Source organism: Dysgonomonas sp. GY75 (assembly GCF_015234155.1).
Taxonomy (GTDB): Bacteria; Bacteroidota; Bacteroidia; order Bacteroidales; family Dysgonomonadaceae; genus Dysgonomonas; species Dysgonomonas gadei.
Genome location: NZ_JADCLQ010000044.1, coordinates 1 through 13,792 on the forward strand (window position 1 = coordinate 1; position 13,792 = coordinate 13,792).

General features: G+C 39.5%; 14 protein-coding genes, 1 tRNA gene and 1 rRNA gene. All 16 read right to left on the reverse strand.

Annotation, left to right across the window (positions count from 1 at the left end; genetic code table 11):
* Position 1 precedes the first annotated feature (1 nt).
* A tRNA-Ile gene (locus IR083_RS16645) sits at positions 2–75 on the reverse strand.
* Positions 76–275: 200 nt separating this feature from the next.
* Positions 276–1,802: ribosomal RNA gene (locus IR083_RS16650) — 16S ribosomal RNA — on the reverse strand.
* A 355-nt stretch (positions 1,803–2,157) separates the two neighbouring features.
* A complete protein-coding gene (locus tag IR083_RS16655) occupies positions 2,158–3,099 on the reverse strand; it encodes a phospholipase A (RefSeq protein WP_006801628.1) in 942 nt (313 codons plus the stop codon).
* 12 nt (positions 3,100–3,111) lie between these two features.
* Positions 3,112–3,591: a YkgJ family cysteine cluster protein gene (locus IR083_RS16660; RefSeq protein WP_044216926.1), complete on the reverse strand. Its 480-nt coding sequence runs from the start codon at positions 3,589–3,591 to the stop codon at positions 3,112–3,114.
* Positions 3,578–4,642 (reverse strand): asparaginase, encoded by a 1,065-nt coding sequence (locus IR083_RS16665; RefSeq protein WP_006801630.1) that lies wholly within the window; start codon positions 4,640–4,642, stop codon positions 3,578–3,580. The genes IR083_RS16660 and IR083_RS16665 overlap by 14 nt, the downstream gene beginning before the upstream one ends.
* 66 nt (positions 4,643–4,708) lie before the next feature.
* Entirely contained in the window at positions 4,709–5,359 is a 651-nt protein-coding gene (locus tag IR083_RS16670; protein ID WP_006801631.1) for a TatD family hydrolase, read from the reverse strand.
* 80 nt (positions 5,360–5,439) lie between these two features.
* Positions 5,440–6,003, reverse strand: a complete 564-nt coding sequence (folE, locus tag IR083_RS16675) for a GTP cyclohydrolase I FolE (protein ID WP_006801632.1) — start codon at positions 6,001–6,003, stop codon at positions 5,440–5,442.
* 36 nt (positions 6,004–6,039) lie between these two features.
* Positions 6,040–6,543 (reverse strand): SPOR domain-containing protein, encoded by a 504-nt coding sequence (locus IR083_RS16680; RefSeq protein WP_006801633.1) that lies wholly within the window; start codon positions 6,541–6,543, stop codon positions 6,040–6,042.
* A gap of 131 nt (positions 6,544–6,674) precedes the next feature.
* Positions 6,675–7,421, reverse strand: a complete 747-nt coding sequence (gene tpiA, locus IR083_RS16685) for a triose-phosphate isomerase (protein ID WP_194225180.1) — start codon at positions 7,419–7,421, stop codon at positions 6,675–6,677.
* A 35-nt stretch (positions 7,422–7,456) separates the two neighbouring features.
* Positions 7,457–8,785 carry a BT_3928 family protein gene (locus tag IR083_RS16690; RefSeq protein ID WP_194225181.1) on the reverse strand — a complete coding sequence of 443 codons (1,329 nt, stop codon included), beginning with the start codon at positions 8,783–8,785 and terminating at the stop codon, positions 7,457–7,459.
* A 6-nt stretch (positions 8,786–8,791) separates the two neighbouring features.
* Positions 8,792–9,343, reverse strand: coding sequence for a DUF1599 domain-containing protein (locus IR083_RS16695; RefSeq protein WP_044216929.1), 552 nt, complete (start codon positions 9,341–9,343; stop codon positions 8,792–8,794).
* 296 nt (positions 9,344–9,639) lie between these two features.
* Positions 9,640–11,157, reverse strand: coding sequence for a glycosyltransferase family 39 protein (locus IR083_RS16700; protein ID WP_242052463.1), 1,518 nt, complete (start codon positions 11,155–11,157; stop codon positions 9,640–9,642).
* On the reverse strand, positions 11,130–11,714 hold the full coding sequence (locus tag IR083_RS16705) for a hypothetical protein (protein WP_006801638.1): 585 nt from the start codon (positions 11,712–11,714) through the stop codon (positions 11,130–11,132). Before IR083_RS16705 ends, IR083_RS16700 begins: the two co-directional genes overlap by 28 nt.
* 124 nt (positions 11,715–11,838) lie before the next feature.
* Positions 11,839–12,297 carry a single-stranded DNA-binding protein gene (locus IR083_RS16710; protein ID WP_006801639.1) on the reverse strand — a complete coding sequence of 153 codons (459 nt, stop codon included), beginning with the start codon at positions 12,295–12,297 and terminating at the stop codon, positions 11,839–11,841.
* A gap of 72 nt (positions 12,298–12,369) precedes the next feature.
* The gene (locus IR083_RS16715) at positions 12,370–12,897 is read right to left on the reverse strand and encodes a mechanosensitive ion channel domain-containing protein (protein ID WP_044216938.1); all 528 of its coding nucleotides are present in this window, start codon (positions 12,895–12,897) and stop codon (positions 12,370–12,372) included.
* 65 nt (positions 12,898–12,962) lie between these two features.
* Complete coding sequence (locus IR083_RS16720) at positions 12,963–13,778, reverse strand: hypothetical protein (protein ID WP_006801641.1); 816 nt, start codon at positions 13,776–13,778, stop codon at positions 12,963–12,965.
* Positions 13,779–13,792: the final 14 nt, after the last annotated feature.

Below are 13,792 nucleotides of genomic sequence, written 5' to 3' on the forward strand. Positions count from 1 at the left end.
GTAGTCCCAGGCAGAGTTGAACTGCCGACCTCTACATTATCAGTGTAGCGCTCTAACCAACTGAGCTATAGGACTGGCAAATTGCCTGAAACTGATTATACAGCTTCTTGGTTTCTCTTGGTCAGTGAACAGTGAGCAGGTAACAGTTAACAGTATATTTCAACTCTAACCCTGTACGTACTCCCGTAAACTGAGTATATCTTAAAACAACAACATCATTTAAGAGTGTAGTACCTTTCTTAAAAAGGACTACCTTGCTCGAACAGCATCTCCAGAAAGGAGGTGTTCCAGCCGCACCTTCCGGTACGGCTACCTTGTTACGACTTAGCCCCAGTCACCGGTTTTACCCTAGGACGCTCCTTGCGGTTACGCACTTCAGATACCCCCAGCTTCCATGGCTTGACGGGCGGTGTGTACAAGGCCCGGGAACGTATTCACCGCGCCATGGCTGATGCGCGATTACTAGCGAATCCAGCTTCACGGAGTCGAGTTGCAGACTCCGATCCGAACTGGGAGTGGCTTTGGAGATTAGCATCTTGTCACCAAGTAGCTGCCCTTTGTACCACCCATTGTAACACGTGTGTCGCCCCGGACGTAAGGGCCGTGCTGATTTGACGTCATCCACACCTTCCTCGCATCTTACGACGGCAGTCTTGTTAGAGTCCTCAGCTTGACCTGTTAGTAACTAACAATGTGGGTTGCGCTCGTTATGGCACTTAAGCCGACACCTCACGGCACGAGCTGACGACAACCATGCAGCACCTACACAGAAGCCATTGCTGGCTAACATCTTTCAACGTTATTCTTCTGCATTTCAAGCCCGGGTAAGGTTCCTCGCGTATCATCGAATTAAACCACATGTTCCTCCGCTTGTGCGGGCCCCCGTCAATTCCTTTGAGTTTCACCGTTGCCGGCGTACTCCCCAGGTGGATTACTTATCGCTTTCGCTTAGTCACATACGGTATATCGCATACAACTAGTAATCATCGTTTACGGCGTGGACTACCAGGGTATCTAATCCTGTTTGATCCCCACGCTTTCGTGCTTGAGCGTCAGTTATAGCTTAGTAAGCTGCCTACGCAATCGGAGTTCCTCGTTATATCTAAGCATGTCACCGCTACACAACGAATTCCGCCTACTTCATCTATACTCAAGAAACCCAGTTTCAACGGCAGTTTCGACGTTAAGCGTCGAGATTTCACCGCTGACTTAAGTTCCCGCCTGCGCACCCTTTAAACCCAATAAATCCGGATAACGCTCGCATCCTCCGTATTACCGCGGCTGCTGGCACGGAGTTAGCCGATGCTTATTCATACAGTACATGCAATAAGTTACACGTAACTCTTTTTATTCCTGTATAAAAGAAGTTTACAACCCATAAGGCAGTCTTCCTTCACGCGATTTGGCTGGTTCAGGCTCTCGCCCATTGACCAATATTCCTCACTGCTGCCTCCCGTAGGAGTCTGGTCCGTGTCTCAGTTCCAGTGTGGGGGACAAACCTCTCAGTTCCCCTATCCATCGTTGCTTTGGTGAGCCGTTACCTCACCAACTGGCTAATGGAACGCATGCCCATCTATAACCGATAAATCTTTAACAAATATCTCCATGCGGAGCCCCTGTTTTATGCGGTATTAGTCCGAATTTCTCCGGGTTATTCCCCTGTTATAGGTAGGTTGCATACGCGTTACTCACCCGTGCGCCGGTCGCCATCAAAGTATTGCTACCCTATGCTGCCCCTCGACTTGCATGTGTTAGGCCTATCGCTAGCGTTCATCCTGAGCCAGGATCAAACTCTTCTTTGTATATTCTTTTTTTAAACCTTTTGATCCTGTTCAAGCTTTCTTTTTTACTATTGGGTAATAGTAATTGACGGTAGCACCTTTTTTAACTATCTCTAGCTTTTTTCCGGATCTCTAATTTAATAAAAACCCAAATTGTGTACTACACTCTATAATGTTGTTATTTCAGTTCCTTCAAAGATCGCTCTTCCGCCCTACGCAAACACCCTTCTTTAAACGTGCCCTTTAGTGGTAAAGCGGGTGCAAAGATATGTAAAGTTTTAGTATCATTCCAAATATTTTGGCAATAAATTTTTAATAAAAAACAAACAAAAACACAATATGCTATTAATTAATATGTTGCAAAACATATTTTTTTTCAATACATCGTAATAAAAGTCGGTTTAATAACAAATCCCAATCTTATGCGTTGCCTATGATGATTGTAATCCAACATAGATTCACCATAACCATTATAGTATTGAAGGAAGAGATATTGATTATCATCACTAAATAAACGTATCGAAAAATTCAGTTCTATATTCGCATTCAGATTTACTCCCCCTCTTTTTGTCACAACACATCCTATGTTGTATTTTTTCTTAGGGCTTGAATATTCCATGGCCATGAGTCCCCAGCCTGAGTACTTTACAATATCCTTATTATTCGTTCCATCAACAATCGGTATCCAGGCTTTTGTCTGTAAAGTTAAGTGGTCATCTAACGTAAAATAAGTTCCAAAGGATACTTTATTCCAACTACGGGAATCTTCTCCATCCTTCCCGTTCGATTCATGTTCGAACTGAAAAGTCAGCGTTCCTAAAAACCTATTATCGCGCACCAAGGCTTTCCCCACCCCCAATGTCGGATTATAATTCAGATCCCGAAAAGGAAACGAATCCTGAAAAACATCCCAAAAGGCTTTCTGAGTGTAGGTCAGAAAAGCATATGTTTTGAACGGCAAAGTACTATTGGTAATCCTATGCATAACACTTATTTGAAATTTTGCATCCGAATTGTATTTCGTTGGCTTACTAAGCATCTGAGTTCCCACTATAAAATAGTTGTCTTTGTATATTCCAAAAGATGGGTTTGCATCAAACCTATTTATTATACTATCTGCATTACTCAATTGTTTTGATGGCCCAAATACTGAACCTATAATGGCGTCTGTCTGGTGAGAAATAAATGTACCAACACTTGTTGTACTATCTTTCTTATGCTTTGCAACCTTAATAGTATCCTGTAATAAAGTTTCCTGGGAAAAAAGTGATGTCTGCGCCAAAAGCGAGAACATAAATAAGAGACACAAACTCTTCATAAAATGTATTTATTATTTATTAATAAGCCGGCACAGCACTTCATATGCTATCGGACAAGTAGCTGAATTTTTAACAGTTAGCTTGTATATTTGTTCAAATCTCTTCCTGTCTGTATGTGGATATTCTCTACAGGCCTTAGGACGAGCTTCGTATATTGAACAATAATTGTCCGACAAAAGAAATGGACAAGGCATAGACCGGAAGACATAATCTCCATCTTCATCCATTTTCAGGTACTTAGATACGACTTCGGCCGGTTTTATCCGCAAGGCTTTGGCCATACGTTCTATATCCTTATCATAGATAGCAGGCCCTAGAGTCCTGCAACAGTTGGCACATGACAGACAATCTATTTCAGCAGATACATCTTCATGCAATTGCTGAACAATTGTGTCCATCTTCATTAAACGTTTCTTATTCTTCTTATAATATAGTAGAAATGAGGATTCTGCCTTCTCTGCTAATAACTGCAGATTTTCATATTGTTTCATTCATTCTATCTTCAACACGCGTTATCTCTCCAATCAATGGTACCCTCATCCTGATCTGAATATCTTCTTTTACATATTTGTGTCCAACCAGAAACATGAGTTTTGCTATAGCGGTTTCGAATGTAGCATCAAATCCACTTACTACTCCGGCTTTAAGCAATTCTCGTCCTGTTTCGTAGCGATGCATATCAACCATACCTGTATTACATTGAGTGATGTTTACTATTACAACGCCTTTTTTTACAGTTTCGCGTACGAGACGGATAAACCACGGAGATAAAGGGGCATTTCCCGAACCGTAAGTTTCGAGAATAATGGCTTTAATATTTTTCAAACCCAATATTGTCTCTACTGTTTGCCTGTTAATCCCCGGAAACAACTTTAAGGTTGCAATACGAGTATCCAGCTGATAATGAAATATTGTCTTCTTATCATAATCAGGCTGATGGATAACCTTTTTGTCATACCGGATCTGTATTCCCGACTTTCCAAGATTCGGATAATTGTAGGATTTGAATGCATTGAAATTATCTGCATTTACCTTGGTAGTCCGGTTGCCTCTCAACAGATCATTTTGGAAAAAGATACACACTTCGGGAACGATAGGGTTACCCAGAACATCTTTGTCTGCCGCTATCTCAAGAGCTGTAATAAGATTTTCTTTAGCATCAGTCCTCAGCTTGCCAATTGGTAGCTGCGCGCCTGTGAGAACCACGGGCTTTTGCAGGTTTTCAATCATAAAACTCAACGCAGATGCTGTATAAGCCATAGTGTCGGTGCCATGCAAGATTACGAAACCATCATATTTATGATAATTATACTCAATCGTTCGCACTATTTTCTTCCAATGCTCCGGTGTGATTTCCGATGAATCGATAACCGGATCGAATACTATATGGTCTACATGAAAACGGAAACGCTGCAATTCGGGTAAATGACTATTTAAATGAGCAAAATCGAATGGTTCAAGAGAACCTGTAACCGGATTTTCGACCATCCCGATTGTTCCTCCGGTATAAATCAATAGAATATGAGCATTTACGTCTATCATCTCAATCTGTAATCTTTGAATCTGTAAAAATAATGAATTTAATAATACACAATATAATTTTGTCAATTATTTAGAGATAATACTCATATTATCCGCAACAATTTCAACAAATTGATTAAATAAAAGCCCCAAAACCAACGAAATACTCTCATACACCTTACAAATAGAAATTTCGGAAATATCCGTTTCACAAAAAAGAGAATCGATCGGAATATGTCGTATTGCATCTTCGTTAAAGAACTCTCCCACAGAGAATTTAAAACCAAATCGAACAAGCTGTTTCGTTTGATCTGCATTACCTCTATACCCATGAATTATCCAAGGAATATCTGACTTATATTCTTTGTGCAAAGCCATCAATAGATCCCAGGCTTTTACACAGTGAATTATCAATGGCTTATTTACGCTCATCGCTAGCTCGATTTGCTGCCTGAACACATTCTCCTGGATTTTCATATCAGGTCCTTTCAATTTATCCAGCCCAGCTTCTCCAATAGCAAGAATCGACTTATTCCGTACAACTTCATTTAATCGTGTCAATTGTCCCCCGGCATTCTCTGCATCCCAGGGATGTACACCGCATGAGAACCGGATATTATCAGGCGCCAAAATCCCATCTTCAAAATCTCCGGGTGAAGTGTTCAGTATATACTGTACCTTATATCCGTTCATCTCTTCCGGACCTGCTTTATGTGTATGAATATTGTATAGGTACATATCTTTATCTCTAAATTAAAAACGAGGTTACTCCTTTTACCGGAAAACCTCGTATTGATTTATCTTTTGTTCATCTGATTTTATCGGATAAGATTGATAAACTCTTCGCGGGTCTTTGCCTGATTAAATACTCCGGTGAAGTCGGAAGTTGTGGTTGTCGAATTCTGCTTCTCCACGCCCCGCATTTGCATACACATATGCTGAGCCTCTATCACCACCATGACCCCGAGCGGGTTAAGCGTTTTCTGAATACACTCCTTTATCTGGAGAGTCATGCGTTCCTGCACTTGCAAGCGTCGGGCAAAGACATCCACGACACGGGCAATTTTGCTCAGTCCCGTGATATAGCCATTCGGAATATAAGCTACATGCGCTTTTCCCCAAAAGGGCAACATATGATGTTCGCACATGGAATAAAAGTCTATATCTTTAACTATTACCATTTGCCTGTAGTCCTCTTTAAAGAAGGCTTTTCTCAAGATTTCTTCAGGGTCTTCGTGATAACCCTTAGTCAAAAACTGCATGGCCTTTGCAACTCTTACCGGGGTACTTAGCAGCCCCTCTCTATCGGCATTTTCACCCAACAGGCTTATGATTTCTTTGTAATGCTTTGCCAGCAGTTCTATATTTTGTTCTTCTTGCATTGTGAAGATTTTTATCGTCTGATTTAAATTTATAATTTATTGTACCGGCTTTTTCACAACATCGGGTACAACATACATCTCCCGCCCGAAGGCCGGGAATGTTTTTTTCATCTCTTTAAGCACACCATCAGCATCTGCCCTGCTTGTAAAATTACCGACGCGCAAACGCCAGAATGGAGACTGAAAGCTTACGACTGTCTCCAGCTCAGGGAAAGCAGATTTAACTTGTGCTTGTTTCGATTCGGCTTCTCTTTTCGAACGTTGTTGATTATTGCCCGAAAAAACCTGAATCTTAAAGCCCCTTACTTTTGTGAAATTGGCCGTAGGGTCGATGACACCCACTGTTTTTGTAGTATCTATAACAGCAATCTGGCGAACCCCCAGTATATTCTGTACAGCTTCGTCCTGCATCACTTTGATATTTCCTTGTCCCCATTTAGATGAATTCAGTTCATCTATAATCGTTTTATTATCATCCTGTGCTAACGCAAAACCTGAAAACAGGCACAGAACAAGAAAGATATAAATACTTTTTTTCATACTGATTTATTTGAGGTCATTGACCTGTTTACCGTTCGTCCAAGTATAATAATTATATTCGGCTACGGAAGTCCTTTTATTTAAAAGCAATTGCAGGAACTGTCTCCAGCCCTGCAATTTATAGTGCCGGATTAGAATCCTTCAATAACAGGGATAAATTTCTCTACATCGAGAGAAGCACCACCGATAAGTCCGCCGTCGATATCCGGACATGCAAATAATTCTTTTGCATTTCCTCCATTGGCACTACCTCCATAAAGGATAGAAGTGTTATCGGCTACTTCTTTACCATACTTATCTGCGATAATCTGACGGATGTAAGCATGCATTTCCTGAGCCTGAGCTGATGTAGCTGTAAGGCCTGTACCAATAGCCCAAACCGGTTCGTAAGCTATAACGATTTTAGAGAAATCTGCGGCTGAAAGTTCGAATAACGCATCTACAGTTTGTTTTTTAACTACATCGAAATGTACATTTTTCTCTCTTTCATCTTTAGTTTCACCTATACAGAAAATAGGGCTAAGTCCGTTTGCCAAAGCAAGTAGCACTTTTTCTTTCAGGATAGCATCTGTTTCTCCGTAATATGTACGACGTTCAGAGTGTCCAAGAATAACATATTTGGCACCTGTAGACGCTACCATGGCAGCCGATACTTCTCCGGTATAAGCACCTGAGGCCTTATCAGCACAGTTTTGTGCAGCAACTCCCAATTTAGTAGATGATGCAACACTAGCAAGATGAATAAACGGTGTTCCTATAATTACATCACATTTCAATGTCTTACCTGCCAACGCAGCTTCCAGGTCTTTAGCAAAAGCTACTCCTTCCTGTAGGTTCTTATTCATTTTCCAGTTTCCTGCAACAATGTTCTTTCTCATAATTAAAGCGTTTTATTTATATTATTATACTGAATTTATTCTTCGGGTTCCTCCTGAGCTTCCTCCTTTTTCTTTCTCCGCCTGAAAAACAGGAAATCCAGTCCTTTAAGACCAAGCAAAGGCAATGCGAAAGCTACACTTATGCAAAAAAGGTTTTTTTTATCCTGTCTTTCCGTATCTATCAACTGACCATAAGGCAATTCTTCCAGAGGCTTTACCAAATCCTCTTCTGCGGGGACTTCTACATTTGCCCATTTATTGATCACTACTCCGTCTTTCAATAATATCATTCCCGGATTGGAACGCACAATGGTTTTTATCGCCCGTTCGTCCATCGTACAGAATCTGAAGTTTATAACGTTTTCTTTCGACCAGCGCAGTATTTCATCAGTAGTGGACGATGTTACGCAATAGAACTTGTATCCTCCGTAATCTGCATAATTGTTCACATCCTCAAAATTGCTGAGATACCATGTACTCATATCTTCAAGAGACGGCGACAACATCAGGAATACATAGCCGCTGTCGGACAATATATCAGCCGTAATATCATTCTGGGCTATAACTTCAGACTTCTTTGCATCAAAGGAGAGTTCAGTTATCACGAAGTCCTTTATCTTCGATGTCACACCTTCTTTCAGCACTTTGGTTTCCATCCTAACAAAGACCCAGGTACTGTCTTCCCATGGATAATTCTCCTCTGTGAATTCTTTTTCCACTCCGTCTTTGGCATAGACCAGCATAGATACCTCTTCACGGCCCTTACCTTCTTCCACCCCCATCTGTCCGGGTATGGATGCCCCTATTTTGTATGGGCGGAAATCAAATAACGGCTCATATATATAATTACGGAATGTGAATAAACTAATAAAAATAAGTATATACAGAAATGCCAGCCAATAAGTTTTACCTGTAAAGAAATTACTAATCCGTTCACAATATCTGAATACAATAATGGAACATATCAGCAATACTATATTCTTATAAAACGTTTGCCAGTTGGTAATAACCAGTGCGTCTCCGAAACAACCGCAATCTTCCACAGGGTCGGCAATGGCCAGATAAAGCGTAAGGATGGTCATAAAAACCATAACCACTAATGTAAGCCGGGAGTTCCAACGGCGGTAAAGCCCAAACAACATACAAGCTCCCATTGCAAATTCGACTATACTCTGTAAGGCCGAAAGAGGAAAGGAAAAGAAAGTAAGAGAGGTAAGATTAAACGCTGCAAAATAGTCGTCTATCTTATATGCCGTTCCATAGGGATCTACAGCTTTTACAAATCCGGAAAAAATAAAGGTTACACCAAGAATAACTCTGGAAACCTCTGTTAATATCTTTATCCCAATATCCTTCTTACTCATTAGCAGTTAGTTTTCGTTATCGGGAAATTCAAGTTTAATAAGCCCGAACAACGAATAATTAATCATATCCATATAGTTGGCATCGACACCTTCCGATACAATTGTCTGACCTTTATTCTCTTCTATTTGCTTTGTCCTGTATATTTTAGTCAGAATAAGATCTGTGTAAGAACTGATGCGCATAGCCCGCCAGGCCTCGTCATAATCATGGTTCTTTGCATACATCAACTCTTTGGTCTGCGTCATATGCTTATCATATAACGCCAGAACCTGTTCTTCGTTCAAATCCACACTGTCTGAGAATCCGAGTTCGAGTTGAATAAGCCCTATAATACCATAGTTTACAATACCAATAAACTCAGGAGCGATACCTTCATCTATAAGGCTTACACCTTTTTCTTCAATGCTCCTTATACGTTTCGCCTTGATAAGAATCTGGTCTGTAACCGACTGAGGGCGAAGGATTCGCCACGATGCTCCATAATCTTTCAGCTTTTTAGCAAAAAGGTTGCGACATATCGCAATCACCTGCTCAAACTGCGCCTTGGTATCTGCCATGTTAATATCTCTATTTTTCAGGGGACAAAGGTATGAAAAAATGTTTAATCTATGCTTTGCTTCATTTGCCATTTAATTTTTATGAATATCTACGATATAAAAAGTAACATTTTTTCAGTTAATAGTCAACAAATATCAGTTAATAACTCGTATCTTGTGTCTTGTCTACTCGTATCTTATATAACTTTCAACTTAATACTTAAAACTTACTACTTATCCCAACACTTCAAAGAACTATCAGCTAAAGGCTATTGGCTCTAATTACATAGATAAATGTTTCCCAACATTATGGCATTCTATGGTGTTACCTTTTTCATATGATACAAGCGGATATCTGTAGCATGCAAACTGTCAATAACGGCATAACGATTATCTAACGATTGTCTGTATTGCCTGAAATCGTCCTGTATGGCTTCTCTATCCTGATGCACAAGAATAAATTCTTCTGTAACAAAGTCTTCCGGTCTTATTTTTTGAAAGCGGAATGGATGAAAATCCTCTTTCCCCTCACCTGTCAATAAGACAAAACATTCATTATCCGGAGCTATCATCTGCAATCGGGGCATAACATGATAGGAAAAATCATTAACAACAAGAGATTTTTTTTCCTGACCGCCATCCTTTACAAATTGTCGGATTTCCTGATACGCCGATTCGGTACGGTTATAATAATCCACACCGGAATAGAGCCTTACTCCCCCGGTAAAAAACAGAAGAAGTAGGAAAACAGATGAGAGTCGCTTGCATACAGGAAACTCCATAGCCTTTGCCAAGACAAAAGCAAGACTTAAAACGAAAAGGCCAAATGAACAGGTCATATAACGTGTCACCAATATGGGCAGGTATGCAACGGAGATAATAAATCCTATCGCTATAGGTATAAGAAATGTAATAAAGGAGAAGATAGTGAGCAATGACATTCTATCTTTCTTCGTATTACCGGACAGTAACACTTTGATTGTTAAGATCAACTGTATCGCCATCAGAATTATTAATCCGGTCATCATTTGCCCTTTTGTAAAATTAGTAAATGGCAGCCAGATTTCCTTTGGTGAATAGAAATAGTAAATATGCAGGAATATATCGTTCAGGGTCAGCGGCTTTATCCAGTAATCAGATGAAACATTATCAACTTGTTCCCACAACTGAATAAGCCAAGGAAGATAGGCTATAAAAAAGGCTACTCCACAAAGAATCAGATAAGTCAATTTCTTTTTTGTCCGTATCAGGAAGAAGAAAAACAGTATATATATGCCAAAAACGCTTAATAGTCCATAGTTGTGGAGATATGCTGCGCAAAGGCCTGTTACAAGAAACAGCGTCCAATACTTCTTCTCCCCTTTGTCGAAAGCGTGATAAGCAGATAATGCACAAGCCAAGACAAAAAACATTGTCCACGAATACATCCTTATTTCCGTTGCCAGATACTGGGTAACCGGAAATATAATAATCAGCAGCATAAAGAAAATAGCCGTTTTATCCCCGAATAAACGCCGTATAGGAAAACAGCCTAAGAGAAGAACCGCAATAATGCCTAGTGTAGAGAATACTCTGAAAGAGAAGAGAGAATCTCCGAAAAAAGAAGTGAAAAATTTTAAACACCAGTAATATAACGGAGGGTGTACATCTGATGCCGTTATATTTATAATATCAGTATATGATGCCTTCACCATGAAAATGGAATATACATCGTCGTACAAAAGGCTTGTATTCTCAATGTCGAGGTATATAAATAAAGAAACCCCGAGAGTAAGCAGACATGTATATATCAGCACTTGGGGAATCTTCATGGTGTTACTCTTGTGTTCTTCCATTCGAGAGATTCTATCAGGGCGACAATATCTTCCCGCAGAAATCCTACTACCGGAGCAATAGAGTCGGCATTGACCTGTTGATTGAAATATAATGAGCCTCTCAGAAAATTAGAGGCATTATCAGTCAGATAAAATTGGATCGGACTTGCTACCGAGCCTTTTACATCATAAATTATTCCCGATGTATGGTGCAATGAGTCTGTAAAGAGGGATTGTTGTATACCATTCGCCTTCAATGCCTGGCTATATGCCAACTGATAGCTATCCTCCAATGCACCGGAAAGTTTTCTCTTATCGACCGGAAAATATGTACAGTATAGAATCGCATCATATTCAGGATAAGAGATATTAAACCAAAAGCCGGATTCATCGTTTTTTCTCACTTCTTCTATACGGGCATTTGCCGGATACCGGAAAGAGAATGCAGCATGTTCGAATCTCACCACTCCGGACTCCACCTTATCTATTCGCGGATACCCCACAGGCTTCGGCGTATATTCGTTGCAAGAAATGAATATACAACAGATGATTAAGAATAACGTTGCTTGCTTCCCCATATATGCGCTATGTAAAAATAGTCTTTGCCCTAAAATAAAAACAGATTAAAGCAAACAGTCTCCTATTTGTATTAACCTGTCTAATATATTCGATAAATCTCATTCTATGAGATCATGATCTTCTCTAAAATGGCAAATCATCCTCCTCTGATATATTATTCGTAGAATTATATGAATTCGGTGATTGATAAGATTCGTTTGCAGGCTGGGAATACGGCATATTTTCAGTACCCTCTCCTCCTTCTCTCCTACGGCTGCCCAGTAGCTCGAGATTATCTGCATATATCTCATTTACATACCGTTTCATTCCATTGGCATCGTCATATGTGCGTGATCGTATTTTACCTTCAACATACACCTGAGTCCCTTTTTTCACAAACTGTTCTGCTACTTTAGCCAAACCTCTCCAACAAACTATATTATGCCATTCGGTACGGTCGGGGATCTGCGTCCCGTTAGCAGCAGTATATCCTCTCTCGGTAGTGGCCAATGTAAAATTAGCAACTACGCTCCCATTATCAAAATATTTCACATCAGGATCTTTCCCTACATTCCCTATCAATATTACTTTGTTCACTGACATATCCAACTATCTATTTCGTTTATAATATCACAAATATAGGAAAAAAATCCACTTAACATATTCTGCTACATTTTATCTTTCCATTTTTCCGACAGAAACTATTTTTTGCAAAAAGAGTGAGTTTGGTATGATTATAAGCTCATTATCTTTAGTCCTGAGGTGGGTATGAAATGTCAGAATATTCTCTATTATGGCATCTATAGGAGTATCTTTATCCAGAATATGGATCTCGTCCCCAATCTTGAATGGCGTAGTAAAAAATATTATAATTCCGGCTGTGATATTACTTAGGATAGACCATTGAGCAAACATGGCAACACCTATCACTGCAAATATAGAGGACAGGGCCACGAGCATATTCTGTGGCTGTACACCCCAGATAATAGCAAGAGTAACCAAACAAGTGAAGTTGATAAGTATATTTATTACTTGTATAATATGCAATGTCCGGGGTTCTGACTTCAAAGTAAGAGAACCGTATTTTCTTATTATTTTACCTACTATATATTTTGAAGAAGGAGTTAATAAAATTATAATCGCCGAAGCTATTATCTGCGGCAAATGATCTGTTATTATGGTTAAGATATCTTTTTCCAACATTTCTTTATACATAAAAGAGACGTAGTCCACGGGCTACGTCTCTTATTGCTATTCTTGATTATATATTATTTTTTGAACTGAATGTAGTATGCATTACTACCCGATAACTGCCAGTTACCAATATAAACCACTTCTGCCGGTTGCCCCGAAGAAGTATACTTCTGGTATCTGAATTTTACCGGTACATTTACATAGTCGGTAGTCACACCGCTAAAGTTTGGTGAAAAGCTACTTCTGAGGTAAGACAAATTCCCTATGGCAGAAAAAGAATCGGTTATATTATTATCACCTGTTCCTTTATCTGTTATACCGAATCTTACGTCAATAATAATTTTATTATCTTTAGTCGGATCAATTTCACCTTCCGAATCTTTCTGGTTAGTTGCATCATAATAAAAGAAAGCTTTAACTTCATCTCTTTCTTTCTTAGTCAGGCTGTAGCCGATCAGCCAGTTATCTCCAATGGTATTTGCCGGAGACCATGCTGCAATACTTACACTTGTAGGAACAATGGTATCGTTTCTGCTAACTAAGTTACTATTTTCATACGGTTTATTTAATCTCAAAGATTCCTGAGCTATAGCATTTCCATTATTCAGTATATTCACATACTCTGCATCATAATATCCTTGTGCCGAAGAAGATGATATCTTATAACCTATAAAATAGCATTTATTTACTTCAGTTAAATTAGTAATATTATCATGCATTATATATCCGTTTGATGTAACGGCAAATTTCCGTCCATAATCGTCCTTCGTAATATAAGCGAAATCCTTCTCAATAGTAAATGAACTGTCCCCATCTCCCAAGCATGATGACATCAGCAACACCACGGAGAACACACTACAAAAAATTTTCAGTAAAGATGTTTTTTTCATGTTTATTTTTTAAT

Coding starts and splice junctions, on each gene's coding strand:
- IR083_RS16705 (WP_006801638.1), bottom strand. CDS start 11,714: ATGGGGAAGCAAGCAACGTTATTCTTAATCATCTGTTGTATATTCATT.
- IR083_RS16700 (WP_242052463.1), bottom strand. CDS start 11,157: ATGGAAGAACACAAGAGTAACACCATGAAGATTCCCCAAGTGCTGATA.
- IR083_RS16660 (WP_044216926.1), bottom strand. CDS start 3,591: ATGAAACAATATGAAAATCTGCAGTTATTAGCAGAGAAGGCAGAATCC.
- IR083_RS16690 (WP_194225181.1), bottom strand. CDS start 8,785: ATGAGTAAGAAGGATATTGGGATAAAGATATTAACAGAGGTTTCCAGA.
- IR083_RS16670 (WP_006801631.1), bottom strand. CDS start 5,359: ATGTACCTATACAATATTCATACACATAAAGCAGGTCCGGAAGAGATG.
- IR083_RS16680 (WP_006801633.1), bottom strand. CDS start 6,543: ATGAAAAAAAGTATTTATATCTTTCTTGTTCTGTGCCTGTTTTCAGGT.
- tpiA (WP_194225180.1), bottom strand. CDS start 7,421: ATGAGAAAGAACATTGTTGCAGGAAACTGGAAAATGAATAAGAACCTA.
- IR083_RS16655 (WP_006801628.1), bottom strand. CDS start 3,099: ATGAAGAGTTTGTGTCTCTTATTTATGTTCTCGCTTTTGGCGCAGACA.
- IR083_RS16665 (WP_006801630.1), bottom strand. CDS start 4,642: ATGATAGACGTAAATGCTCATATTCTATTGATTTATACCGGAGGAACA.
- IR083_RS16720 (WP_006801641.1), bottom strand. CDS start 13,778: ATGAAAAAAACATCTTTACTGAAAATTTTTTGTAGTGTGTTCTCCGTG.
- IR083_RS16710 (WP_006801639.1), bottom strand. CDS start 12,297: ATGTCAGTGAACAAAGTAATATTGATAGGGAATGTAGGGAAAGATCCT.
- IR083_RS16715 (WP_044216938.1), bottom strand. CDS start 12,897: ATGTTGGAAAAAGATATCTTAACCATAATAACAGATCATTTGCCGCAG.
- IR083_RS16695 (WP_044216929.1), bottom strand. CDS start 9,343: ATGGCAGATACCAAGGCGCAGTTTGAGCAGGTGATTGCGATATGTCGC.
- folE (WP_006801632.1), bottom strand. CDS start 6,003: ATGCAAGAAGAACAAAATATAGAACTGCTGGCAAAGCATTACAAAGAA.